Here is a 24,917-nt window from a genome sequence, read left to right as displayed (position 1 = left end):
CCTGGCCGGCGTGAGGCTTCTGCTTCCCCGAGCCGACGGGGAGCTCGCGGACGGTCTCCGCGCGGCCGGGGCCGAGGTCGTCGCCGTACCGGTGCAGCGCCGCCGCCCGGTGGGGCCCGTCGAGCTGCCGGACCGGGCCCGGTGGGTGGCGTTCACGTCCCCCGCCGCCGTTGAGACCTGGCAGGAATTGGGACTGGGCCTACCCGTCGGCGCCCGCGTCGCCGCCGTGGGCGGCGCGACCGCCGCGGCGGTCCTGCGCGCCGGCATGACCCCCGACCTCGTCCCCGAGGGCGAGTCCAGCGCCCGCGCGCTGGCGGCCGCCTTCCCGGCGGGGGAGGGGCTCGTGCTGCTCCCGGGGTCGGCGCTGTCGTCACCGGTGCTCGCCGAGGGGCTGCGCGCCAAGGGATATGCGGTCCTGCAGGTGGCCACCTACACGATGGAACCGGTGGACGCCCTGCCGGAGCCCGTCGTGGCGGACTGGCGTGGGGGTCATTTCGACGTGGTCGTGGTGACGGCGGGGTCCGTCGCCCGGGCCGTCGACCAGGTGTTGGGCTGGCGCGAGGGAGTCGCGGTCGTGGCCTTCGGCCCGCCGTCGGCGGCCGAACTCGCCGCCATGGGAGTCGAGGTGGCGGCCGTGGCCGCGACCCAGGATGCGGAGGGACTGGTCCACGCGATCGCGTCCCTCGGGAAGGGACAGTCATGATGCCGATGCGCCCGAGGAGGCTGCGCACCACCCCCGCGATGCGGCGGCTGGTCCGCGAAGTGGAGCCGCGTGCGTCGCAGCTCGTCCTGCCGGTGTTCGTCGCCGAACGGGAGGGCGCCATCTCGTCCATGCCCGGTGTCGAACGCCACACGCCCGGCACGGTCGGCCGGGTGGCGGAGCTGGCGGCGGCCGCGGGACTCGGCGGCATCATGCTGTTCGGCGTTCCCGACGACGCCGACAAGGACGAGCGCGGCTCGGCCGGCTGGGCTGACACCGGAATCCTCCAGCGGGGCCTGCGTGCGGTCCGCGCCGAGGTGGGCGACGACATCGTCGTCATGGCCGACACCTGCCTCGACGAGTTCACCAGCCACGGCCACTGCGGCTTCCTCACCGACGACGGGCGCGTCGACAACGACGAGACCCTGGCCGCCTACGTGACGATGGCCCTGGCGCAGGTGGCGGCCGGCGCGCACGTCGTGTCCCCGTCGGGGATGATGGACGGTCAGGTCGAGGCCATCCGCGCCGGGCTGGAGGGCGCGGGGCACACCGACACGGCGATCCTGGCCTACGCGGCGAAGTACGCCTCCTCGTTCTACGGCCCGTTCCGGGAGGCGGTCACGTCGACCCTGGCGGGGGACCGCAAGACCTACCAGCAGGACCCGGCCAACCGCCGCGAGGGCCTGCGCGAGGCGGAGCTCGACCTGGCCGAGGGCGCGGACATGGTGATGGTCAAGCCGGCCGGCTACTACCTCGACGTGGTGGCCGATGTCGCGGCGATCTCCGACGTGCCGGTGGCCGCCTACCAGGTGTCGGGGGAGTACGCCATGATCGAAGCGGCGGCCGAGCGCGGCTGGCTGGACCGCCGCGGCGCGGTGACCGAGTCGGTCACCGCGATCGTGCGGGCGGGTGCCGACATCGTGCTGACCTATTGGGCGCTGGAACTCGCGGGGTGGATGAAGTGACCGACATGACCGATCTGTTCACGCGAGCCCGCGGCGTCATCCCGGGAGGTGTCTCCTCCCCGGTACGGGCCTTCGGCTCCGTCGGCGGAACCCCGGTGTTCGTGGCGGAGGCGCGCGGTGCCCACGTCGTCGACGTGGAGGGCCGCGACTACGTGGACCTCGTCGCGTCGTGGGGCCCCGCGCTGCTCGGTCACGCGCACCCGGAGGTGGTGGCCGCGGTCCAGGAGGCCGCGGCGCGCGGACTCTCGTTCGGCGCGCCCACCGCGGCCGAGGTGGAGCTCGCCGAGACCATCCGCACCCGGGTGCCGCTGGCGGAGCAGGTGCGCTTCGTCTCCACGGGCACGGAGGCGACGATGACGGCCGTCCGGCTGGCCCGGGGAGCGACCAGCCGCGACGTCATCGTGAAGTTCGCCGGCTGCTACCACGGTCACTCCGACGCGCTGCTGGCCGCAGCGGGCTCCGGCGTCGCCACGCAGGGGCTCCCGGGGTCCGCCGGCGTGACGAGGGCGGCGACCGCGGACACCGTCGTCGTGGAGTACAACGACGTCGCGGCGCTGGAGCGCGTGTTCGCGGAGTCCGGTGACAGGATCGCCGCCGTCATCACCGAGGGCGCGCCCGCCAACATGGGCGTCGTGCCACCCGCCGCAGGCTTCAACGCGGCCATCCGCGACCTGACCGCCCGGCACGGGGCCCTGATGATCCTCGACGAGGTCCTGACGGGCTTCCGCGTCTCGCCCTCCGGCTGGCTAGGGCTGGAGCCCGGGCTCGTCCCGGATCTGGTGACCTTCGGCAAGGTGGTCGGCGGAGGCATGCCGCTGGCGGCGATCGCCGGGCGTGCCGATCTCATGCAACTGCTGGCCCCCGTGGGCCCCGTCTACCAGGCCGGAACCCTGTCGGGCAATCCCCTCGCCACCGCCGCGGGCCTCGCGACGCTCCGGCTCGCCGACGCCGCTGTCTATCGGACGGTGGACACCCGGTCCGCAGAGCTGCAGTCGGCCGTGGCCGACGCGCTCAGCCGCGCCTCGGTGCCGCACGTGGTGCAGCGGGCGGGGAGCCTGTTCTCGGTGTTCTTCCGCGACGCGCCGGTGGCGAACTACGAGGACGCCAAGGCGCAGGACACGGCCGCCTTCGGCCGCTTCTTCCACAAGATGCTGGACCACGGCGTGGCCCTCCCTCCGTCGGCGTTCGAGGCCTGGTTCCTCACCGCGGCGCACGACGACGCGGCGATGAACCGCATCGCGGACGCGCTGCCGGCCGCCGCGCGCTCGGCCGCCGGCGCATGAGAAGCTTGGGATCTCGGACCATGGAGAGGAATCGACGGTGAAGCTTCGCTTAGGCACACGGGGATCGGCATTGGCGCTGGCCCGCTCGGAGACGGTCGCGCGCCTGCTGCGGGACGCCGGGCACGAGGTGGAGACCGTCACCATCACCACGACGGCGGGCGACACGGTGCACATGCCCGAGGGCTACTCCGTCGGGGTGTTCGCCAAGGAACTGCGCGAGGCGCTGCGGGAACGGACCGTCGACGTCGTCGTGCACTCCGTCAAGGACATCCCGCTGTCCGACAAGCCGGACTACCTGACGATCCCCGCCGTGCTGCCGCGGGGTGACCACCGCGACGTCCTGTGCACCCGCAACGGCCGCACCCTGGCCGCCCTGCCCCGGCATTCCCGGGTCGGGGTGACGTCACTGCGGCGGATCGCGCAGCTGCGGGCCCTGCGCCCCGACCTGACGTTCGTCGACGTCGGCGGGACGTTGGAGGACCGCCTGCGCCACCTCGAGCCCGGCGACCTCGACGCCGTCGTGCTGTCGGCCGCGGGCGTGGACGCGCTCGGCCTCCACGACCGGGTCGCGGAGTACCTCCCGATCCTCCCGGCTCCCGGCCAGGGCGCACTGGCGCTCGAATGCCGCAGCGACGACCGCGACATCGCCCTGGCGCTCAAGGCCTTCGACGACATCGAGACGCGGATCGCCGTCGACGCCGAGCGAGCGGTCCTCGTCGGGCTGGAGACCACCTACCTCGCTCCGGTGGGCGCGCTGGCCGAGCGGCGCGGCATCCTCTCCCTCAAGGCCGGCGTGTTCGCCATCGACGGCACCAAGCGCACGGTGCTGGAGGTCGGGATGCCGACCTCCGAGTTCCACGCGGTCCGCACCGGGCACAACGTCGCGGCGGCCCTGAAGACCAGGCGTGCGGAACGGTTCTTCTCGCCCGAGGCACTGGCGTCGGTGACCCTGTCGGTCGAGCACGACGACGAGTCGCCATTCATCGAGGTGCCCGGCGATGACCGCATCCGGGTCCTCCTGCCGAGGCAGGAGGGCCGGTTGGCGCAGTCGCTGCGCAAGAACGGGCTCAGGGTGGACTGCATCTCGCTGCAGGAGGCCAAGCTGCTGCCCGCGGACAACATCATCGGCTGGGCCGACTGGGTCGTCCTGCCGTCGGCGCAGACCGTGTGGGCGCTGCGCGAACGCGGCTGGGAGATTCCCGAGGGCAAGTCGGTGGCCGCGATGGGGTCCACGACGCGTCACGCGGTCGAGGAGGGCGGTCGCGCCGTCGACCTCTCCCCGGAGGGCACCGCCAGCTCCCAGAGCCTGGTCGAGATGTTCCCGCGCGCCGCGGGTGAGCAGCGGGTCGTCATTCCGTGCGCCGACCAGCTCTCGACGAAGCTCGAGGACGGACTGCGCGCCAAGGGCTACACCGTCGAGAGGCTCGAGGTCTACACGATGGTCGACGTCGAGGCGCTGGATCCCCGCGCCAAGCAGATGTGGGACGACGGCGCCTGGCAGGCGATCCTGTTGAGCCAGCCGTCTCTCGCGTCGGCGTACGTCAACCTCCTGGGGCACCGTGATGACGTGCACGTCCTGGCGTGGGATGAGCCCACTGCCGAGGCGCTCGCCTCCTTCGGCGTCCCGGTCCTCGCGGTCGCCAAGTCCAAGGACGAGTTCGGTGTGGCGGCGCTGGCTCGAGAGCTTGCCAAGCAGCGTTGACACCGGGAACCGCCGATTTTTCAACTGCGGGGAGATGCGCTAATGTTCTCTGAGTCGCCGGACGGCGACACCGGGGCTATGGCGCAGTTGGTAGCGCGCTTCCATGGCATGGAAGAGGCCAGGGGTTCGAATCCCCTTAGCTCCACCCCATGCACAAGGCTCGAACCCTGGCCATCGTCGATGGTTTCGGTTCGGGCCTTGTTGCTGTCTTGGGCCCAGGTGAGGGCGTTGGCGTTGATCTGGGGGTCGAGGAGCATTTCGAAGGGTCGGTTTTTCGACGCGGAGTTGGTCGTCTTCGTTGATGTAGATCTTGGTGAAGAAGGCTTGGTTGCAGAGGCGTCGGTTGGGACTGCCAGCTCGTGAAGGAGATGGCCGCGGTCGGTGCCCGGGTGAGGGTGCCGGTGGCGGTCGCGTGCCGAATACTGGGATTCTCCAAACAGGGCTACTTCAAGTGGCTCAAGCAACCGGTGTCAGCCCGTGAGGCCGAGGAGCAAGAGCTCATCTCGGTGCTGCATCAGCTTCACAACGACGAGAGGGTCCCAATTCCGGTCGCGCCGCTTCCGCAAGGCGCTGAAGCGTGACAGGCTACGTGGCTCGATGGGCAGGGTCGGGGCATGTGGCGATAACGCCGCGATGGAGTCGTTCTTCGCGCTACTGCAGAAGAACCTGGGCCACACGAGAGGAACTGCGCCTGGCCATCGTGTCCTGGATCGAGGGCAAGTACCACCGCAAACGCCGACAACGCCGACTCGGGAAACTCACCCCCATCGAGTTCGAACTCATCATGAACCCAGCCGCTACACTGCCGGCATAAACCCGGAGGTCAACCAAACCTTCAGCGGACCCCATGGAGTAGCGGCTGTGGTGCGCTGTGCCAGCCAGGCTGATTAGCGCTGCAGGCGCCGACACCCCGTCATCGTCTGACGTCCGGGCCATGCCCTGCCATCGCTGCCCGTGGCGAACACTCGCCCACTGGGGGTGGGTACGGTCCGCTCCAAGATCTCCCACAGCTCGGTCACCATCTGATCCAAGCGTTGGCGGGTCTGCTCGATCTGGTCTTGCAAGGCGAAGAGCTGTCGGACTTCGTCGAGGTCCATCCCGGCGCGCTGAACCAGGTTCCGCGCTTGGCGCAGCCGCGCAAGGTCGTGCTGGTCGTAGCTCGCTTGGCCGGCGGCGCTGCGGCGTGGGCTCACGATGCCGGCGCGCTCGAAGGCTTCGAGCGTGCGGGGGTGCAGACCGGTCAGGAACACAACCTGGCTGGTGGTGAACACCACACCGTCATGAACGCTGTTGTCGGTGGTGGTCATCTCAGTTCCTCCCAAGGATCGAAGCGCGGGGGTTGGTCTGGCCCATGGCGTGGGCGAAGTCGCGCATTGCCTGCCTGGCCTGGTCGTTGAGCGACGTCGGTATGACGACCTCGACGGTGACTAGCAGGTCGCCGGTTCCCGTCTTGGTGGTGACGCCCTTGCCCCGCACACGCAGGGTGCGCCCGTTCGGGGTGCATTCGGGAATACGCACCTTCACACGTCCGCCTTCGAGGGTGGGCACCTCGATATCGGCGCCCAGGATGAGTTCGTCGACGGTGACCGGCACGGACAAGGTAAGATCTCGCCCCTTGCGGCCGAAGAGTGGGTGCGGGGTGACATGAACGCGGACCAGCAGGTCGCCCGCCGGGCCGCCGTTTAGGCCGGCCGAGCCCTTGCCCTTGATTCGGATGGTCTGGCCGTCGTCGACGCCTGCCGGGATGCGCACCTTCATGGTCTTGGCTTGGCGTACCCGTGCGGTGCCGTGGCAGGAGCCGCATACCTGTGGCGGGTTTCCCGAGGTGATGCCAGCGCCGCCGCAAGCCCTGCACGCCACCTCAGAGACCAGCTGCATCGAAACGGTGGTGCCCTTGACAGCTTCGAGGAAGCCGATGGTCACCTCCCCCTCGATGTCAGCGCCCTTCCGAGGGCCGCTGGGCCGCCGAGCACCGCTGAAGCCAGCGCCGCCTTGGCCGAACAAGCCGCCCAGGATGTCCTCATAACCCGCACCTTGGCCAAAGAGGTCCTCAGCAGACCCACCAGTCGAATAGCTGTAGGTGTAGGGGCCACCGGCGGGGTTTCCATAGGCGTACTGGCCACCGGCGCCCGGAAATCCTGCGCCGGGGCCGTAGCGGAAGCCGCCATTGGCGACCATCTCGCGAATCTCGTCGTACTCTCGTCGCGAGTCGGGGTTGGACAGGACAGAGTTTGCCTCCGAGATTTCCTTGAACCGGGCCTCAGCAGCAGCGTCGCCGGGGTGCTGGTCGGGATGGTTCTGACGAGCGAGCTTACGGAAGGCCTTCTTGATGTCCTTGTCGGTAGCGTCCTTCGACACGCCCAGGACATTGTAAAAGTCCTTGTCAACCCAATCCTGTGCGCTCATCGCTCCTCATCTCCGTGCGTACTGGACTCGGTGGCGGCTTGTTGTGTGTCCGGCTCGCTGACTGCGACGCGGGCAGGGCGGAGGACCTTGTCGTGAATGCGGTGACCTGGCTGCATCACTTGCGAGATACAAGTCTTGGTGGCGCCAGACATCGGCAGCTGCATCAATGCCTCATGCAGGGTGGGGTCGAATTGGTCTCCGACCTGGCCGAAACTGCTCAGGCCGTGCCGAGCAGCCACTGCGGAGATCTGGTCGGCAAGCATCTTGAAGGGACCATCCAGCTCGCCGTGCTGGTCGGCCAGCTGGATCGCATCCAAGGCGGGCAGAAGGTCCGTGAGAATCTGTTCCTTTCCCGCGCGGCGCGCCAGGTCCCGGTCACGGTCGACTCGTCGCTTGTAATTGATGTACTCGGCTTGCAGCCGCTGCAGGTCCTCAGTACGTTCCGCCAAGCGGCTCTCCAGCTGCCCGACCTGATCACGCAGCGCTTCGAGCTGCGCGTCAGGAGCGAGCACCTCGTCGGCCGTTGGCTGCGGAGTGGGCGTAGTGGTCACGTCGTCTCTGCTCATTCTTCCTCCTGTGGGTGATTGTCGTGGCAGCACCTGACAGGCAGCCCCCACCGTGGATGGGCTCAGGACCACGCGATGGGCTCGCAACGCGGGCCGCTACGGGCCGATCGCGTGGTGATCGCCGGAATGGGTGGGGTCGCAAGGCGACCCCACCGGGCGCATCACTTGTCGTCGACGATCTCCGCGTCGACCACGTCATCGTCGGAGGATGTCTCCTGCTCACTCGGCGATGCCGGTCCCTGAGCCTGTGCCTGGCTTGCTGCATAGACTGCCTGCCCCATCACTGAGGTCTTTTCGTTCAGCTCCTCCATCAGAGCCTTCACCTGGTCATCGTTGCCGGTGCCCTTCAGTGCCTCGTTCAACTTGTCCAGGGCCTCCACGACGGGTGCCTTGACGTCGTCGCCGATGGTCGCGGCGTTGTCGGCGAGTAGTTGCTCAGTGCGGAACGCCAGGGCATCGGCCTGATTTCGCATCTCGACGGCCTCACGACGCTTCTTGTCCTCCTCGGCGTGCGCCTCGGCGTCCTTCACCATCCGGTCGATGTCGTCCTTGTCAAGCGCCGAGCCGCCGGTGACGGTCATCGACTGCTCCTTGCCAGTGGCCTTGTCCTTGGCGGACACGTGCACGATGCCGTTGGCGTCGATGTCGAACGTGACCTCGACCTGCGGAACCCCGCGCGGGGCGGGCATCAGACCGGTCAGCTCGAAGTTGCCCAGCGGCTTGTTGTCGCGGGCGAACTCACGTTCACCCTGGTAGACCTGCACCATCACCGACGGCTGATTGTCCTCGGCCGTCGTGAAGATCTCGGACCGCTTGGTCGGAATCGTCGTGTTGCGCTCGATGATCTTCGTCATCACGCCGCCCTTGGTTTCGATGCCGAGGGACAGCGGGGTGACGTCGAGCAGCAGGACGTCCTTGACCTCACCCTTGAGGACACCAGCCTGAAGCGCAGCACCCAGAGCGACCACCTCGTCGGGGTTGACACCCTTGTGCGGTTCCTTGCCCGACAACTCCTTGACCAACTCGACAACAGCCGGCATACGGGTGGAACCGCCCACCAGAATGACTTCGTCGATCTTATCCACCGAGGTGTGGGCGTCCTTGATGACGGCCTGGAAGGGAGCCTTGCAGCGGTCCAGCAGATCCTTCGTCATGCGCTGGAACTCGGCGCGCGTCAGCTTGGCCTCCAAGTGCAGCGGACCCGCCGCGCCGGCCGTGATGTACGGCAAGTTGATCTGGGTCTCCGGCGCCGAGCTCAACTCGATCTTGGCGCGCTCGGCGGCCTCCTGCAGACGTTGCATGGCCATCTTGTCCGCGCTCAGGTCGATACCGTGGGCGTTCTTGAACTGCGTCACCAACCAATCGACAATCCGCTGATCCCAGTCGTCGCCGCCCAGACGGTTGTCGCCATTGGTGGCCTTGACTTCGAAGACGCCGTCGGAGATGTCCAACAGCGAAACGTCGAACGTGCCACCGCCGAGGTCGAAGACGAGGACGCTCTGCTCCTTGTCGCCCTTGTCGAGGCCGTACGCCAACGCCGCCGCGGTGGGCTCGTTGACGATGCGGTCGACGGTCAGACCCGCAATTTCACCGGCCTCCTTGGTGGCTTGACGCTGAGCATCGTTGAAGTACGCCGGCACAGTGATGACCGCGTTCGTGACGGGCTCACCCAGGTAAGCTTCGGCGTCCCGCTTCAGCTTCTGCAGGACGCGGGCGCTGATTTCCTGCGGCGTGTACCTCTTGCCGTCGATGCTGACTGACCAATCGGTGCCCATATGGCGCTTGACCGAGCGGATGGTGCGATCGACATTCGTGACGGCCTGGCGCTTGGCGACTTCGCCGACGAGCACCTCTCCACCCTTGGCGAACGCGACCACCGACGGCGTCGTGCGGGAGCCTTCGGCGTTGGAGATGACGGTGGGCTCGCCGCCTTCGAGGACGGCGATGCAAGAGTTGGTGGTGCCCAGATCGATACCGACTGAACGTGCCATGGTTGTTCTCCTCCTTTGTTGCGAACTATGAAAGATCATCGAGAAGCGCTGACGTGGCCGGTGCGCACCCACGTCATCTACTGTTCCCGACTTCGGGGTTCTAGTCGATGGGTGGCGACACCCAAAGTGGCCGAGACGATCCCCACTGCCTCACTGCGCCCCCCCCGGGGCGAGGGGGCGATCATGAAGACATTACGAACAGCGAAGCTGCTCAGCACGGGCAAGGACCGCGTCCGGAGGCGGAAGACTGCGGTTGGGCTGAAAGACGAGTTCGCCATCGCCGGCCTTGGATGGCTGGGCATCAACGACCTCCGGGTCGTGATCGCGCACCAGGAGTGGGAGACCCCGTGCCCGACGCGTGGGGTCGGAACCTCGCGGAGTCAGTCGCTGGCAAGCGTCGCGGACACCGTAAGCTCCCTGCCGTTGCGCACCACCAGCAGGTTCACCGACTTCCCGACGGGAAGTCCCCTCACATGCCCTACCAAGGACAATGCCGAGGTGGTTGGAACACCGTCGATGCTGATGATGTGGTCTCCGACCTGTAGGCCCGCCTTGTGAGCCGGGCTGCCGACAACCACCGAGGCGACCGTGGCACTTCGGATCTGCTGCGTCCCCCGTGCTGCGAGGCCGTCTGTCACGGAGACCCCCAGCTGGGCGTGACGGACTCTGCCGTCGCGGATGAGCTGCTGGGCCACCATGGACACCTGGTTGGACGGAATCGCGAACCCGATGCCGATACTGCCGCTGCCAGGCCCCAATGTTGCGATGGATGAGTTGATGCCGATCAGTTCGCCACAGCCATTGACGAGAGCACCACCCGAGTTGCCCGGGTTGATCGGTGCTGAGGTCTGGATCGCGTTGGTCACTGTCGCGACGCTGGGCCCTGTACCCTGCTCGGAGGCAGCCACTGGACGGTTGAGGGCGCTGACGATGCCGGTGGTCACAGTCCCTGACAGTCCCAGCGGATTGCCCACGGCCATCACCGGCTGCCCGGTGCGCACTTGGGCCGAATTGGCAATCGGGATCGGGGTGAGCTTCGTGTCCTGCACCGTGAGCACGGCCAGATCAGTGATCGGATCACGACCGGCGATGGTGACCGGCTGGACGCTGTTGTCGGACAGGGTGACCGACACGTCGCTATCAGTGGCATCACCCACCACATGGGCATTCGTGACGATGTGGTGCTCGTCAACTGCCACCCCCGAGCCCTCGCCCACCGGGTGGCCGCCGCTGGAGACATCCACGGACACCACGGACGGGCTCACCGTCTCAGCAAGTGTCGTCCAGGACGGATCGTCGATGCTGCACGAGGTAACAGAGCTGTTCCCCGAGGTCGGACTTGTGAGGGGGCTGTTGGACGCCACTGGTGCTGGCGTCTTCGGCGCAATGGCACTACAGGAAGTGAGCGGAATCAGTGCGGTCATCGCAATGGCTGCTGCCACAGTCCGCGCGGGAAGGCTGTTTCTCATCATGGCGAGACTCCTAGAAGAGACCGAGTTGTGGTTGGAAGGGTCGTAGGCGTTTGCTTGGTCGGTCAGCTGTTCTTGGCCGCACGCCACACGGCGATGGCCGCTGCAACTTGGGACATGCCGAGAACCAGCAGCGACATGCCGGCCCAGAGCCCGATGGTGATGATCGCAGCGGCGTGGTTGAAGATGAACCAGATGCCCGCCAAGACCAGCAGCACGCCAGCCAGGACGTACAGCCAGCGACGCCGAGCAGTTTTCTCGGTCATCAGGCCCAAGCCACACATGATGGTCCATAGGCCAACGGCGGCAGCGATGAACGACAAGGTGAGATCAGGCAGGAGGACGATGAGTAGGGCTAGTGCAACGCCCAGGGCCCCCACTCCGCCTCGCAGCCAACGCAGGACGCCGTGACAGCGCCATGCGCCGATCATCGCCGAAATTGACTCGACGAGCAGAAAGGCGCCGCAGAACATCACCAGGGATTGCAGGGTTAGCCCTGGCCACCAGATGAGCATGAAACCGAGCAGGATCAGCAGTGCTGCACCAAACAGCTCGATTAGGGCCAGTGTGCGAAAAGTCTTGGACATGGAAAACCTCCGAGTTCACTCAGGACAGGAAAGAACCCATTAGGTGGTGGGCTTTCGGCTGTTCTGGTTGCCTACCTGTCGCCGTCGATGCGAATGGGTTTAGTGTTGTCGGGTTTGTAGAGTTTGTCCATGAAACTCTCCGAGAGGTAGCGTTTCTCGTCGACTTGCCACTCGTCATGGGTGTCGGCCAGGACGGCTCTGATGAGGCGGATGATGGTTTTGTCGTCACAACGGACTGACCACACATGCACAAGCTGGGGATAGCTGCCGTGCCGCTGTGTCCGGTTCAGGGCTCGATGAGTCCGACGCGGATGGCGTAGCGGGTCAGTTCGAGACGATCCTTCATCCCGAGCTTCTCCAGCAAGTTGGCGCGGTGCCGTTCGACGGTCTTGGGGCTGATGAACAGCATCTCGGCGATTTCTTTGCCGGAGTGGCCCTCGGCAATGAGCTTGAGGATCTCCTCTTCGCGGGGGGTCAGGAGCCGGTCGCCTTCGTTGGCTTGGCCGCGCTGGACGTACTCGCGGATGATGGTGGACATGGCACCTGGGTAGAGGAAAGGCTCGCCTCGCACGGCTGCGCGGCACGCGTTGAGCAGGTCCCGGTCTGCCATGGACTTATGCACATAGCCGGCTGCACCGGCCTTGAGGGCCTCGAACAGGTACTGCTCGTTGTCATGCATACTCAGGATCAGCCTTTGGGTAGGCAGCTTGCGCTGGAACACTGCGCGAGCAACCTGCAGCCCGGTCATGCGGGGCATGGTGATGTCGAGAATAGCGAGGTCGATGTCGCCGTGGTTGATGCGATCCAGTGCTTGGGCTCCATCGGCCGCTTCGGCTACGACGGTGAAGTCGGGTTGGGGGTCGAGCATCATTTTCACGCCTTGGCGCAGCAGAGCGTGGTCATCGGCCAACAGCACGCGAGAGATTCGGGTTGTCGGCGTGTGCATGGTCATTCCTTTGGGAGAGTGTCGAGGTTGATGCGCAGTTCGATGCGTGTGCCACCGTCGGGATTGTCGGCGACGTTCAAGTTTGCGTTGATGGATCGCGCGCGATCTCGCATGCCCGCCATGCCGGTGCCGGGTATAGCCTCACCAAAGCCCTTGCCGTTGTCTGTTACGACCAGTTGGACGAGGTTCTCCCGGTGGGTGAGAGACAGGGTCACCACACTGGCACCGGAGTGTTTCGCACAGTTGGTCAGAGCTTCCTGAGCAACCCGGTAAACCACCAGCTGCCCAGCCCAGCCCAGGTCGGGGACGGGGTTGATCTCGCGGCGCACGGCCATACCGGTGGCCTCGGCGTGAGCTGTGGCCAAAGACGTGAGCGCACTGACCAGGCCGAGGTCGGCCAACACGCTGGGGCGCAGGTCGGCGGCCAGTTTCCTGACGGTTTGCAGGCTGGTCCGAACGGCATCCTGCGCCATAGTCATCTTCTGCTGGCTATGCGGGTCATCTTGAGCGGACTGCAACAAGAGCAGTGCGTAAGTGAGGGTCTGTCCGACGTCATCATGGAGCTCACGGGATAAGCGAGCACGCTCCAACTCCTGACCCTCGATCAGAGCCGAAACCGTCGCACGACCTTGCGCGCGCGGGCGTTCGACGAGGGCGTTGTGGGCCAGCACGATACCGTCCAGCTCGGGCAGACCGGGCGCCGTCTCGATGGGGAGCGCCGCATCGAGGCTTGTCGTGGCCTCAATGTCTTGTGCGACGCGGATGAGTGGGGATAGCCCATGCTTGATGATGCGCCAGCTGATGAGGGACAAGACAATCACTCCACTGATGACCCAGGCGATCTGCCCGGGAGTGGGTGGATAACTTATCGTGATCGGGGTAGCGATCAGGATAGTGGTCATCACTACGATGGCACCCACGACCATGGCCCAGATACGTCTTTGTAAACTCACCGAATGCCCCTCTCTAGGGGTGAGCCGCTTCCCGAGGCATCGCCACCTGCTCTGGGGACCTTGCCAAGCGCTGTATCGGGAGTCTGTTCGGTCAGTCTATCGGGTAGCGGATCCGTCAGCCTGATCTACTTCGACGGTGTTGGCCACCACCGCAAACGGCGAGGTGGACAACCGGAGCAACAGCCGGCTCTCAGAGCGCTCTCGTTCGACAGAGCGTCTGGCGTCTTGGCTGCCCACGACAGTCAGGCTCGCTTCCGATGCCTTCGCGAGCAACGCGTCAGTCAGCTCGTGGGCTGAGACCTCCACATCAAAGGTCTCGGGGAGGTCGCTACCTAGGACCCGGGTGAGGACCTGCACGGTCTGGAGACGCGCCCGGTCGGGGCCTTGCCCCTTGTCGTCGACAATGACCTTCAGCCGGGCCCCGGTGCGCCCCGCGACGGATACGGCGAAACGAATGCTGGCAGGGCTTGGGCGCTCGGCGTCGAGGCCTAACACAAGAGGTCGCTCCAAGGTGTTCCAGGTGGTGGAGGGGAGCACCACCACCGGACCGGCAGCCTCCTGGAGCACGGCTTCGGCCGCGGCGTCCACAATCGGGAGGACGGTCGAGCCCTGACCACGGGACGCGATGACGACCATGGCCGCGGTGCGACTCGCCTGAACCAATGCTGGGGCCAGCATTGATTCGACACACATCAATGTGCCGCCTTCGCCCAACATTTCCCGCACATCGGGCGCCAGCCCTTGGGTGTGAACAATGCCCAAGGGCCAGTGTCCGGCGCGAGCGATGTCCCGGGCCCACACGGCGGCAGCGATCGAGGTCGACGAACCGTCGACGCCGACCACGACATGGTCTGTGAAGTCCATGGTGATTTTCTCCTGCGATTCCTCGTGCGATGCGAACGGATGGACGAGGTGAGGGTCAGCCTCTGTTCCTTCCTGGCCTACAGTCCTTCCTGTCCCATGCAGCAAGGATCGCCGACGAGGACGGCCCAAATCCAAAGATCTGGTCGCACATGGGCGTCGTCCCCCACTGCAGTGAGGGCCAACCCCCAAATGCTGCCGAAGCGCTTGACCCGGAGCCGCACCGATGCCCACCATCGAAGTGCGTCAGGTTTTTCTGCTGGGTCTGCCGGCACAGCCGCTGACGGCCCGCCGAGAGCCCTGGTGCCACAGCTTCGCAGCGGCCCGCCTCGCGCGGGCGCATACCAGTCCCGATCCGAAGGAGAAGCACATGGACACCGAGAAGCTCACCACGATGAGCCGGGACGCGGTCTCGGCCGCTGTCCGCAACGCATTGGCGGCCGGCAATCCCTCGGTTGAGCCCGCTCACCTACTGCATGCCTTGCTGATGGTCCCCGAGAACTCAGTGGGGCCACTGCTGGAATCTGTCGGTGTCGACCCGGCCCAGATTGACCAGCGCGCCCAGGCTGCCATCAGCAAGCTGCCCTCCAGCCAAGGCAGCTCGGTAGCCCAACCGCAACTGTCCGGTTCCTTCGCGCGGGTACTCGCCGACGCGGAAATTCGCGCCGACAAGCTGGGCGACTCCTACGTCTCCACCGAGCACCTGCTCATTGCGCTGACGTCCATCCCGTCTGAGGCACAGACGATCCTGGTCGGTGCAGGGGCGACCACAGAGAAACTGGAAGAAGCCTTCGCAGGCGCACGGGGCGATCGCCGTGTCACCAGCCCCGAGGCCGAAGGCGGCGAGTCCGCCCTCAGCAAATACTCCGTCGACCTCACCGAGCGCGCCCGCGAGGGCAAGCTGGATCCGGTGATCGGCCGCGACCAGGAGATCCGCCGCGTTATTCAGGTCCTCGCCCGGCGCACCAAGAACAACCCAGTCCTCATTGGCGAGCCCGGCGTCGGCAAGACAGCCGTAGTCGAGGGCCTCGCGCAGCGCGTGATCGCCGGTGACGTGCCCGACTCGCTGAGGGGTCGTCGCGTCGTCAGCCTCGACCTCAGTTCCATGGTGGCCGGGGCCAAGTACCGCGGCGAATTCGAGGAACGACTCAAGGCCGTGCTGAAGGAGATCAAGGAGGCCGAAGGCCAGATCATCACCTTCATCGACGAGCTGCACACGGTCGTCGGCGCCGGCGCCAGTGGCGAAGGTGCCATGGATGCGGGCAACATGCTCAAGCCCATGCTGGCCCGCGGCGAGTTGCGCATGATTGGCGCCACGACGCTGGATGAGTACCGCGAGCGCATCGAGAAGGACCCGGCGCTGGAGCGTCGCTTCCAGCAGGTGTATGTGGGCGAGCCATCGGTGGAGGACACCATCGCCATCCTGCGCGGTTTGCGCGAGCGCTATGAGGCGCATCACAAGGTGCGCATTACCGATGGCGCCCTCGTTGCTGCCGCGTCGCTGAGCCATCGCTACATCACCAACCGACGGCTGCCCGACAAGGCCATCGACTTGATCGATGAGGCTGCCAGCCGACTCCGCATGGAGATCGACTCCAGTCCTGAAGAGATCGATGCGCTGCGGCGACAAGTGGACCGGCTGAAGATGGAGCAGTTCGCCATCAAGAAGGAGACCGACGCTGCCAGCAAGGCGCGCCTGGCACGGCTGGAACAAGAACTGGCGGATTCTGAGGAGAAGCTGCGGCTCCTGGAGAGCCGCTGGGCTCAGGAGAAAGCCGGACTCAACCGAATCGGAGAGCTGAAGACCCAGATCGATCAGCTCCGGATCGAGGCAGAAAAGGCCCAGCGTGTCGGCGACCTGGCTGCAGCAGCCGAGATTGCCTACGGGCGGATTCCGGCGCTGGAACGCGAATTGGAGCAGGCCAAGCAGGAAGAGAACGAAGAGAAGGCCAGTCGCATGGTCGCCGACGAAGTGACCACAGAGGACATTGCTGAGGTGGTCAGCGCCTGGACCGGGATCCCTGTCGGCAAGATGCTCCAAGGCGAATCCGACAAGCTCCTCCACATGGAGGAACACATCGGCAAGCGCCTCATCGGGCAGAAGCGAGCAGTCAAAGCCGTTGCCGATGCTGTCCGGCGCAGCCGCGCTGGCATCAGCGATCCGAACCGGCCCACCGGCAGCTTCCTTTTCCTCGGTCCCACCGGCGTCGGCAAGACCGAACTGGCCAAGAGCTTGGCCGACTTCCTGTTCGACGACGAGACCGCGATGATCCGCATCGACATGTCGGAGTACTCCGAGAAGCACTCGGTCAGCCGCCTCGTCGGTGCCCCCCCGGGCTACGTCGGCTACGAAGAGGGAGGCCAGCTCACCGAAGCCGTACGGCGCCGCCCGTACAGCGTGGTGCTGCTCGACGAGGTAGAGAAGGCACACCCAGACCTGTTCAACATCCTGTTGCAGGTGCTCGACGACGGCCGCCTGACCGACGGCCAGGGGCGCACCGTCGACTTCCGCAACACGATCTTGATCATGACCTCGAACCTGGGCAGCCAGTTCCTCGCCGACACGAGTCTGGACACCAAGGCCAAGCATGAGGCCGTGATGGGCGTGGTACGGAGCGCCTTCCGCCCAGAATTCCTGAACCGGCTGGACGAAATCGTGATGTTCGACCCGCTGACCTTGGAGGACCTGACCCACATCGTCGACACCCACCTCCGCAAGATCAACGCCCGCCTCGCGGAGCGCCGAATCGTGATCGACGTCACTGACCGGGGCAATGAATGGCTCGCCCGCAACGGCTTCGACCCCGTCTATGGCGCTCGACCGCTGCGCCGGCTGGTGCAGTCCACCATCGAGGACCAGCTCGCCATAAAGCTCCTCGCCGGCGAGATCATCGATGGTGCTGTGGTCACGTTCGACGTCGATCCCGACACCGATCAGCTGCGCATCGGCTGAGCCCAAAAGCGAGGCCGGGGTCTCCTCACTTGGGACCCCGGCCTCGCGCTGTCCTGCTGCGTTGAGCCTCAGCCACCGGTGCTGTCCGCTGCGACCGCCCTCAGTGCCCGCCGCAGCTGATCGACGCTGATCACCCGCTCGCTAACAAACAGTTCCCGGTCATCAGCCACCCGGCGGACGGTGACCTCCGTGCGCTGAATCTCCAAGATATGGGTGACTCCACGAGCCGCCAACTCCAAGTGTGAATACTCGAACTCGCCAAGATCCACCGCTATCACTTGGTCTCGATGGGTCAGCACCAGACCCTGAATCGCACGCACCGCGCCCAATCGCGAGCCGCCGTCCAAGCTTCCATGGCCAGTCTTCGACAAGCTGAACCCCTCAAGACTCGCCGCCTCCTCCAGATAGGCCCGAGCCCGATCCCGGAAGTCCAGGGCATCACTGGCCAGCTCACGCATCTCATCTGATCCGTCGCAGGCAATCTCCTCCAGCTGCTGCGCGGACATCTCATCCAACACCGCCTGAACCTCCAAGCGCTGCTCCGTGGTGAACTTTGCGCTATGCCCCGCAACATTGAACTCGTCTGGCATCCGCCCATACATCGCCAACAGGTACCCGATCGCGCTCAGCGCTACAAAGGAAACAATCCCGATGCCGTCGCTGCCCTTGAACCACTCAAGAGCCGACGCGAAGGCCAGAGGCACGCTCGACACGCCCACAAGTAACAACCGTCTAGGCAAGGACCAACTCGCGTGGGACCGCTCGGGCGTCGCGGTGGTCTTGGAATGTGGTCGACTCGCCATGGTAGAAGCCTATCGGCCCCACTGTGTTGTCGGCTCCACTGTCTGAGCGCCCGATACTTATCCCGCCCATTGCGGAAGAGATCAGAGGACTTGACCTCACGGATCACGCCAGGTATTGCTCAATCCAGCGCTGCAAAGCCCCCAACGGCATGGCACCGGCCTGCTGCGCCACGACCTGCCCGTCCCGCAGCAGGACCAACGTCGGGATAGATTGAACACCAAACGCAGCCTGGGTGGCAGGCGACTGGTCCACGTTGACCTTCACGAGCTTCAGCCGCCCCGCATACTGCACCGCCAACTTCTCCAAGATCGGCGACAACTGCTTACACGGGCCGCACCACGGCGCCCACAGATCCACCAACACTGGCAGCCTCGACGAATCGCTGATACGGCCGAAATCCGTGTCATCAGCCTCAACGATCCACGGCAACGATGCCCGACACTTGGCGCATCGCGGCAGACCGGCCGCCACCGCAGGGACCCGATTACGCGCTCCACAACCCGGGCAAGCGCTGATGCGAGAGCTCATACTTTCCTCCTCGGCTCACGTTCGGGGCCGGCCATGCACAGGCCGACTCCCACTTCAAGGATGCCCGCCCGCATCTCGTAAGACCATGGACCTCAACACCGGTGCAGGGATACCCCACCACAGTTGGGGGTCAACACCCAGCTGGGCATTTCCCTGAGCAACAGCCCTTTCCCGGACATGGTGGGGCATGATGGTGAGCGTGACTACATTGCGGGGCTCCCAGCCGACGCTGGCCGGGAAGACAGTCCTGCACCGCCCTTGGGGGATCCAGCGGACGCGGACGCCGGGTCTGTCATGAACGTCGTGGCCCAGTACACCTAGGATCGTCGCATCGCACGACGAGGAGAGCCATGACCATCGCCATCATCGGAGCCACCGGGCAGCTGGGCGGCTTGACCGTCGCGGCTCTCCTGGACCGCGGGACCCCCGCCGAGGAGATCCTCGCCCTGGGGCGCAACGCCGTACGGCTCAGTGACCTCTCGCGGCGGGGGGTCCGCACCGCTCCGCTCGACCTCGAGGACATCGACGCCACCGCCGCGGCCCTGCATGGGGCGCAGGAACTGCTGCTCATCTCGCTGAGCGACCCGGGTCACCGGCTCCCGCTGCATGCCAACGCCGTCGAGGCGGCACGCCGGGCCGGGGTCGGACACGTGGCCTACACGTCAGTGCTCATGGCGCCGACCACCATCCTGGGACTCGCCGTCGACCACCGGGCCACCGAGGAACTCATCCGCGAGTCCGGCATCCCCGCCACCCTGCTGCGCAACGGGTGGTACACAGAGAACCACTACCAGGATTTCGTCGCCGCCCGGGACGGCGGGGTGGTGGCCAACAGCGCGGGTGACGGGCGGCTCGCGACGGCCCCGCGCCGGGACTACGCCGAGGCCGCCGCCGTGGTGGTGTCCACACCGGGCCACGAGGGCTGTGTCTACGAGCTCTCGGGCGATACCGCGTGGAGCTACGAGGAGTTCGCCGGCACCGCCCAGCTCGTGCTCGGCACCCCGGTGCGCTACGAGCCCCTGAGCTCCGACGACGAGCGCCATCTCTTGCTCGGCGCCGGGCTGGACGAGGCGACGGCGCAGTTCATCGTCGAGATGAACGGCAGCATCCGCGAGGGCGCACTGGATGCGACGACGGGCGACCTCGCCCGGTTGCTGGGCCGGCCCACGGAGCCGCTCGAGGCGACCATGCGGTCGTGGACTCAGATGTCCTCGGCGGTGTAGCCGGGGAAGAAGTCCTCCTTGAGCTGCGGGTCCGGCAGCCCCGCCTCGCGGAGCGCCTCGCCCAGCTCCTCGACCATCGGCTCCGGACCCGACACATAGACCAGGCAGTCCGTCAGCGCGGGCACCAGGCGGGTGAGCACGTCGACGGTGAGGGGCTCACCCACGACCCGATGCACGGTCAGTGAGGGGTCGGACTCCTCCCACTCGGCCAGTTCGTCGCCGAACGCCACGTCGTCCGAGCCGCTGCCGTAGATCAACGTGACGGCGAGGGGCTCGCCGTCATGGAACCGCTGCTTGAGGATGCTGTGGAACGGCGTCACACCGATTCCGCCTGCGACGAAGACGATGGGGACGTCGGTCTCCTCCCAGGTGAAGTCCCCGTCGGGGGCCTCCTTCAGCTCGATTCGTCACTGCGGAAGCGGAACGTCCAGATGTTTGCCGCCTCGTGGAGCTTCTCGACAAGAGTCAGGGACATGGGCGGGGGCCTCCTTCGCCGTCGCGGTGCCGTCGCTCCCGACGCTACCCCGCGGCCGCGCCCCCTGCACGGGTTTGGGCGTCACGACGAGGGGCGGGCCCTCACGGACCCGCCCCTCGTCGTGTGGTGCGATCAGCCCTCGAGGAGAGCCAGGCGATCGGGATCGTTGGCGAACACCTCGGCGGCGTTGTCCTTGGTCACCACGACCGGATCCAGCTGGTAGATGTTGACGTCCACCTTGCCGTTGTTGGCCGTGTCCTCGGTCTCCGGCAGCCCCTCACCGGACTGCAGCACCTGGATCAGCTCGACGGTCTTGGCGACGAGCGCATCGGTGGGCTTGGCGATCGTGGAGTACTGCTCGCCGGCGGCGATCGAGATGATCGACTCGTTCTCCGCGTCGAGGCCCGTGACGACGGGCAGCTCCATGCCGGCCTGCTTGACCGACGTCAGGATGGCGCGGGCGATGCCGTCGTTGGGCGAGAGCACGCCGTGGATCTTCTTGTCGGAGTAGTTGCCCGACAGGAGCGAGTCCATGCGCGCCTGGGCCTTCGCGTTGTCCCAGTCAGGGGTGGCAACCTGGGTGAACTCGGTCTGGCCGGACACCACGACGAGGGTGCCGTCGTCGATCTTCGGCTGCAGCACGCTCATGGCGCCGGTGAAGAAGTTCGGGGCGTTGGGGTCGGCCGGACCGCCGCCGAAGAGCTCGATGTTGTAGGGGCCGGGGCCGGTGGCCTCGAGGCCCTCGAGCAGCGACTGTCCCTGGAGCTCGCCGGTGCGGATCGAGCCGAACTGGACGACGCCGTCGATGGCGGTGGTGTTCTCGATGAGCCGGTCGTAGCCCAGCACCTCGATGCCCGCGTCGTGGGCCTTCTCCAGCACGGAGCCGAGCTGAGTGCCGTCGACGGGGCCGACGACGATGACCTCGGCGCCCTGCTCGATCATGGCCTCGATCTGCTGCTGCTGCTGGGGCACCTTGTTGTCGGCGGCCTGGATGAGGGGGGTGAACCCGGCGGCCTCGAGCTGCTCGGCGAACATGACCTCGGCCTCCTTCCAGTTCTGCGTGCCCAGCCACGGCAGTGCGACGCCGATGGTGGCGTCCTCCGCGAAACCGCCCGCGGCGGCCGAGGCGGACGTGTCGCCCGAGGTGGTGGGTTCGGTGGTGCCCTCGCGGCCGCCGCCGCAGGCGGTGAGCGCCAGCGAGGAGACGAGGAGTCCGGTGAGGAGGCCAGCTGCCTTCATTTTCATGGGTGTTCCTTTCGGAAGATCCCGACCGGCCGATCCGGTTCGGGGGTGGGCATCGGTGCCCGTGGAGTGCGCACGAGGGCGCACTGGGGGAGGGGTGGCGCCCACAGGACGCCGCCCGATGGTGTGGAGGGACTACTTGGACTGTGTGACGGGGAGGGTGTCGGCGGCGTCGACCACGGGCCCTCCATCCACGGCCGCAGGCTCCGGGGTGGTCCCGGTGACCGGCGCGACGGCGGTGGGTTCGCTGCGGAACTGGCGCATCAGGGTGCCGATCAGGGAGGGGCGGCCCTGCTGCTTGTTGTAGACGTCGAAGGCCACGGCCGCCAGGAGGACCAGGCCCTTGATGACCTGGGTCTGGTCGGCGCCGACGCCCATGAGCATCAGGCCGCTGTTGAGGACGGCCATCACCAGACCGCCGATCATGGATCCGATCACGGTGCCGATGCCGCCGGAGACCGCGGCGCCGCCGATGAAGACCGCCGCGATGGCGTCCAGCTCCCACATCGTGCCGTCCGAGGGGCCGGCAGCGGTGGCACGGCCCACGAACAGGATGCCGGCGATGGCCGCGAGGAAGCTCATGTTGAGCATGACCAGGAAGTAGGTCCTGGCGGTGTTGACGCCCGACAGCGCGGCCGCGGCCTTGTTACCACCCACGGCGTAGATGTGGCGACCGAACCGGGTCCGCTGGGTGAGGACGTGGTAGATGATGACGAGGACGACCAGGATGACGCCCGGGATCGGGAACGAGGTACCGGGGCGGCCGCTGCCGAACAGCCAGGTGACGTAGCCGATGACCGCGACGATCAGCGCGATGCGGACGATCGTGGCCCACATCGGAGCCTCGGCCCCGCGCTCCAGGGCATGGGCGCGCCGCTTGAGCTCGCTCCAGATGAACCAGGCCGCGGCGAGGATGCCGAGCAGCAGAGTCGAGTTGTTCAGGCCCGTGAAGGAGGGGCCCCACTCAGGCAGGTAGCCGGCGCCGAAGAACTTGTATTCCGACGGGACGGGCACGGAGATCGACTGCGACATCCAGATGACGAGCCCGCGGAAGATCATCATGCCAGCCAGGGTGGTGATGAAGCCCGGGATGCCGACCTTCGCCAGCCAGAAGCCGTGCCAGGCTCCGATGACCACTCCGGCCAGGAGGCCCGCCAGGATGCCGGCCCACCAGGGGAAGCCGTACGTGGCGGTCGTGATGGCCGTGGTCATGCCGACGAAGCCCGCGACCGAGCCGACCGAGAGGTCGATCTGCCCGATGACGATCACCATCACCATGCCGATCGCCAGGATGAGCACGTAGGCGTTGCCGGAGATCAGGTTCTGGAAGTTGGATGACGTGAGCATCCGCCCCCCGGACACCACGTCGAAGACGACGGCGAGGAGCACCAGCGCCAGGGCCATCGTGTACTGCTGGAGGTTTCCCCCGAGAACTTGCTTCAAAGCCTTCATTGTCTAGTCCGTTTCAGGTCAGGCCGACAGCGCTGCGGCTGAGGTGGTGCTGGTGGTGGTCATTCGTCGCATGAGGGTCTCCTGGTCGGCGTCTGCTGCCGCCAGCTCGCCGGTGATCCGGCCCTCGCAGATGGTGTAGATCCGGTCGCAGATGCCGAGCAGCTCGGGCAGTTCGGAGGAGATCACCACGACCCCCTTGCCCGAGTCGGCGAGCGCGTGGATGAGCTTGTAGATCTCGTACTTGGCGCCGACGTCGATCCCTCGTGTCGGCTCGTCCAGGATGAGCAGCTGCGGTTCGGGATACATCCACTTGGCGAGCACCACCTTCTGCTGGTTCCCGCCGGAGAGGGTGGAGACGCCGACGTCCACGCTCGGCGCCTTGATCCGGAGCTCCTTGCGGTACTTCTCCGCGACGGCGGACTCCTTGCGCGGGCTGAGCAGGAACCGCGACACGATGTCCTTGAGGTTGGCGGACACGATGGTGCTCTTGATGTCGTCGATCAGGTTGAGGCCCAGCATCTTGCGGTCCTCGGTGACGTAGGCGATGCCCTGGTCGATGGCCTGCGCGACGGTGTGGGTCTCGATCCGGCGCCCGTCGAGGTGCATCTCGCCCGACAGCCACCGCCCGTAGGAGCGGCCGAAGATCGAGCGGGCCAGCTCGGTGCGGCCGGCGCCCATGAGGCCGGCGAAGCCGACCACCTCGCCCGAGCGCACCGTGAAGGCGGCCTCCTTGACGATGAGGCGTCCGGGGATGGACGGGTGTTCCACGTTCCAGCCGTTGACCTCGAACAGGACATCGCCGATGTGGGGCGTGCGGGTGGGGTAGCGGTTCTCGATGGAGCGACCGACCATGGCCCGGATGATGCGGTCCTCGTCGACGTGGCCGGCCACGACGTCGTAGGTCTCGACCGTGCGCCCGTCCCGGATGACGGTGACGGCGTCGGACACGGCGGCGATCTCGTTGAGCTTGTGGGAGATCATGATCTGGGTGATGCCCTTGGCCTTCAGGCCGCGCATGAGGTCGAGCAGGTTGCGCGAGTCGTCCTCGTTCAGCGCCGACGTGGGCTCGTCCAGGATCAGCAGCTTCACGTTCTTGGCCAGCGCCTTGGCGATCTCGATGAGTTGCTGCTGCCCGACGCCGAGGGTCTTGATCGGCGCATCGGGGTCGATGTCGAGGCCGACGCGGGCCAGCAGGTCGAGCGCCCGGAGCCTAGCGGCCTGCCAGTCGATGAGCAGCCCGGAGGTGACCTCGGAGCCGAGGAACAGATTCTCCGTGACCGACAGCTCAGGGATCAGCGCCAACTCCTGGTGGATGATGACGATGCCCTGCTCCTCGGAGGCCTTGATGCCACCGAAGTGCATCTCCTTGCCCTCGAAGAGGATCTGCCCGTCGTATGTCCCGTGCGGGTATACCCCCGACAGCACCTTCATCAGCGTCGACTTGCCGGCGCCGTTCTCGCCGCAGATGGCGTGGATGTCACCCCGGCGCACGTTCATCGTGACGCCGTCGAGAGCGCGCACGCCCGGGAACTCCTTGGTGATGTTCAGCATCCCCAGCAACACGTGACTGTGAATCGGCCTGGGTTTCGTTCCGTTCTTGAAGCAAGGATGGAACACGATGAACCAGAAGTACTCTCCCGAGATGCGCGAGCGCGCGCTGCGGATGCTCGATGAGGCCAAGGCCTCCGGTGAGCACTCGAATCTGATGTCCGCCGTGCGGCATGTTGCGGGGCTCCTCGGCATGAGCGCGGAGACGCTGCGGGTGTGGCATCGCCGCCGCGAGGTCGACGCCGGCGCGAAGCCCGGTGTCC

At 66.4% G+C, this 24,917-nt stretch carries 22 protein-coding genes, 1 tRNA gene and 2 pseudogenes; 10 read left to right on the top strand and 15 right to left on the bottom strand.

All coding sequences use genetic code 11. The annotated features are described in order from the left end of the window. The first annotated feature begins 10 nt into the window (after nt 1-10). The 7 genes and pseudogenes from ACFQPD_RS11190 to ACFQPD_RS11160 form a co-directional block, all read left to right on the top strand. On the top strand, nt 11-703 hold the full coding sequence (locus tag ACFQPD_RS11190) for a uroporphyrinogen-III synthase (protein ID WP_228383496.1): 693 nt from the start codon (nt 11-13) through the stop codon (nt 701-703). Beyond that, a complete protein-coding gene (hemB, locus tag ACFQPD_RS11185) occupies nt 700-1,665 on the top strand; it encodes a porphobilinogen synthase (protein ID WP_068752192.1) in 966 nt (321 codons plus the stop codon). The genes ACFQPD_RS11190 and hemB overlap by 4 nt, the downstream gene beginning before the upstream one ends. Continuing rightward, nucleotides 1,662-2,948 (top strand): glutamate-1-semialdehyde 2,1-aminomutase, encoded by a 1,287-nt coding sequence (gene hemL, locus ACFQPD_RS11180; protein WP_385900737.1) that lies wholly within the window; start codon nt 1,662-1,664, stop codon nt 2,946-2,948. The genes hemB and hemL overlap by 4 nt, the downstream gene beginning before the upstream one ends. Nucleotides 2,949-2,985: 37 nt before the next feature. Then, nucleotides 2,986-4,650: a hydroxymethylbilane synthase gene (gene hemC / locus ACFQPD_RS11175; protein ID WP_385900735.1), complete on the top strand. Its 1,665-nt coding sequence runs from the start codon at nt 2,986-2,988 to the stop codon at nt 4,648-4,650. Nucleotides 4,651-4,722: 72 nt separating this feature from the next. After that, nucleotides 4,723-4,795: transfer RNA gene (locus ACFQPD_RS11170), tRNA-Ala, on the top strand. A gap of 214 nt (nt 4,796-5,009) precedes the next feature. After that, entirely contained in the window at nt 5,010-5,231 is a 222-nt protein-coding gene (locus ACFQPD_RS11165; RefSeq protein ID WP_385900888.1) for a hypothetical protein, read from the top strand. Continuing rightward, nucleotides 5,182-5,464 (top strand): annotated as a pseudogene (locus ACFQPD_RS11160) (IS3 family transposase); the annotation flags it as partial. The gene ACFQPD_RS11165 and the pseudogene ACFQPD_RS11160, both read left to right, overlap by 50 nt. Nucleotides 5,465-5,537: 73 nt before the next feature. On the opposite strand, the gene ACFQPD_RS11155 reads toward ACFQPD_RS11160, so the two are convergent. The 9 genes from ACFQPD_RS11155 to ACFQPD_RS11115 all read right to left on the bottom strand — a co-directional run bounded on the left by ACFQPD_RS11155 (nt 5,538) and on the right by ACFQPD_RS11115 (nt 14,432). Then, nucleotides 5,538-5,957 carry a MerR family transcriptional regulator gene (locus ACFQPD_RS11155; protein WP_385900733.1) on the bottom strand — a complete coding sequence of 140 codons (420 nt, stop codon included), beginning with the start codon at nt 5,955-5,957 and terminating at the stop codon, nt 5,538-5,540. Between the two features lies 1 nt (nt 5,958). Next, complete coding sequence (locus tag ACFQPD_RS11150) at nt 5,959-7,056, bottom strand: DnaJ C-terminal domain-containing protein (protein WP_385900732.1); 1,098 nt, start codon at nt 7,054-7,056, stop codon at nt 5,959-5,961. Beyond that, nucleotides 7,053-7,622 carry a nucleotide exchange factor GrpE gene (gene grpE / locus ACFQPD_RS11145; protein ID WP_385900730.1) on the bottom strand — a complete coding sequence of 190 codons (570 nt, stop codon included), beginning with the start codon at nt 7,620-7,622 and terminating at the stop codon, nt 7,053-7,055. Before grpE ends, ACFQPD_RS11150 begins: the two co-directional genes overlap by 4 nt. A 161-nt stretch (nt 7,623-7,783) precedes the next feature. Next, entirely contained in the window at nt 7,784-9,613 is a 1,830-nt protein-coding gene (gene dnaK, locus ACFQPD_RS11140) for a molecular chaperone DnaK (protein WP_385900728.1), read from the bottom strand. 380 nt (nt 9,614-9,993) lie between these two features. Continuing rightward, entirely contained in the window at nt 9,994-11,085 is a 1,092-nt protein-coding gene (locus ACFQPD_RS11135; protein ID WP_385900726.1) for a S1C family serine protease, read from the bottom strand. Nucleotides 11,086-11,147: 62 nt separating this feature from the next. Then, the gene (locus tag ACFQPD_RS11130) at nt 11,148-11,669 is read right to left on the bottom strand and encodes a DUF308 domain-containing protein (RefSeq protein ID WP_385900724.1); all 522 of its coding nucleotides are present in this window, start codon (nt 11,667-11,669) and stop codon (nt 11,148-11,150) included. A gap of 286 nt (nt 11,670-11,955) precedes the next feature. Then, the gene (locus tag ACFQPD_RS11125) at nt 11,956-12,615 is read right to left on the bottom strand and encodes a response regulator (protein WP_385900722.1); all 660 of its coding nucleotides are present in this window, start codon (nt 12,613-12,615) and stop codon (nt 11,956-11,958) included. Between the two features lie 2 nt (nt 12,616-12,617). Then, nucleotides 12,618-13,517 (bottom strand): sensor histidine kinase, encoded by a 900-nt coding sequence (locus ACFQPD_RS11120; protein ID WP_385900720.1) that lies wholly within the window; start codon nt 13,515-13,517, stop codon nt 12,618-12,620. Nucleotides 13,518-13,664: 147 nt separating this feature from the next. Next, nucleotides 13,665-14,432, bottom strand: coding sequence for a hypothetical protein (locus ACFQPD_RS11115; RefSeq protein WP_385900718.1), 768 nt, complete (start codon nt 14,430-14,432; stop codon nt 13,665-13,667). Nucleotides 14,433-14,799: 367 nt separating this feature from the next. Between ACFQPD_RS11115 and clpB the strand changes: the two genes are divergently transcribed. Then, nucleotides 14,800-17,382, top strand: coding sequence for an ATP-dependent chaperone ClpB (gene clpB / locus ACFQPD_RS11110; protein ID WP_385900876.1), 2,583 nt, complete (start codon nt 14,800-14,802; stop codon nt 17,380-17,382). A 68-nt stretch (nt 17,383-17,450) separates the two neighbouring features. Here the strand turns inward: clpB and ACFQPD_RS11105 are convergent, their stop codons facing one another. Both ACFQPD_RS11105 and trxA read right to left on the bottom strand, forming a co-directional pair. Beyond that, complete coding sequence (locus tag ACFQPD_RS11105; protein WP_385900716.1) at nt 17,451-18,086, bottom strand: hypothetical protein; 636 nt, start codon at nt 18,084-18,086, stop codon at nt 17,451-17,453. A gap of 202 nt (nt 18,087-18,288) precedes the next feature. Further along, nucleotides 18,289-18,714: a thioredoxin gene (gene trxA, locus ACFQPD_RS11100; protein ID WP_385900715.1), complete on the bottom strand. Its 426-nt coding sequence runs from the start codon at nt 18,712-18,714 to the stop codon at nt 18,289-18,291. 350 nt (nt 18,715-19,064) lie between these two features. Between trxA and ACFQPD_RS11095 the strand changes: the two genes are divergently transcribed. Continuing rightward, nucleotides 19,065-19,937 carry an SDR family oxidoreductase gene (locus ACFQPD_RS11095; protein ID WP_385900713.1) on the top strand — a complete coding sequence of 291 codons (873 nt, stop codon included), beginning with the start codon at nt 19,065-19,067 and terminating at the stop codon, nt 19,935-19,937. Here the strand turns inward: ACFQPD_RS11095 and ACFQPD_RS11090 are convergent. The 4 genes from ACFQPD_RS11090 to ACFQPD_RS11075 form a co-directional block, all read right to left on the bottom strand. Further along, a complete protein-coding gene (locus ACFQPD_RS11090; protein WP_385900875.1) occupies nt 19,916-20,284 on the bottom strand; it encodes a ferredoxin--NADP reductase in 369 nt (122 codons plus the stop codon). The two genes, ACFQPD_RS11095 and ACFQPD_RS11090, sit on opposite strands and share 22 nt — an antisense overlap. A gap of 260 nt (nt 20,285-20,544) precedes the next feature. Then, on the bottom strand, nt 20,545-21,657 hold the full coding sequence (locus ACFQPD_RS11085) for a sugar-binding protein (RefSeq protein ID WP_385900712.1): 1,113 nt from the start codon (nt 21,655-21,657) through the stop codon (nt 20,545-20,547). A 132-nt stretch (nt 21,658-21,789) separates the two neighbouring features. After that, nucleotides 21,790-23,097 carry a sugar ABC transporter permease gene (locus ACFQPD_RS11080; protein ID WP_353080717.1) on the bottom strand — a complete coding sequence of 436 codons (1,308 nt, stop codon included), beginning with the start codon at nt 23,095-23,097 and terminating at the stop codon, nt 21,790-21,792. Between the two features lie 27 nt (nt 23,098-23,124). Further along, entirely contained in the window at nt 23,125-24,657 is a 1,533-nt protein-coding gene (locus ACFQPD_RS11075) for an ATP-binding cassette domain-containing protein (protein ID WP_385900874.1), read from the bottom strand. A gap of 67 nt (nt 24,658-24,724) precedes the next feature. Between ACFQPD_RS11075 and ACFQPD_RS11070 the strand changes: the two are divergent. Next, nucleotides 24,725-24,917 (top strand): annotated as a pseudogene (locus ACFQPD_RS11070) (IS3 family transposase); the annotation flags it as partial.

The organism is Tessaracoccus sp. O5.2, from assembly GCF_964266725.1.
In the GTDB taxonomy this organism is placed as follows: Bacteria; Actinomycetota; Actinomycetes; order Propionibacteriales; family Propionibacteriaceae; genus Arachnia; species Arachnia lapidicapta.
Note: the sequence above shows the minus strand (reverse complement) of the source record. Positions and strands in the feature narration are given on the sequence as shown.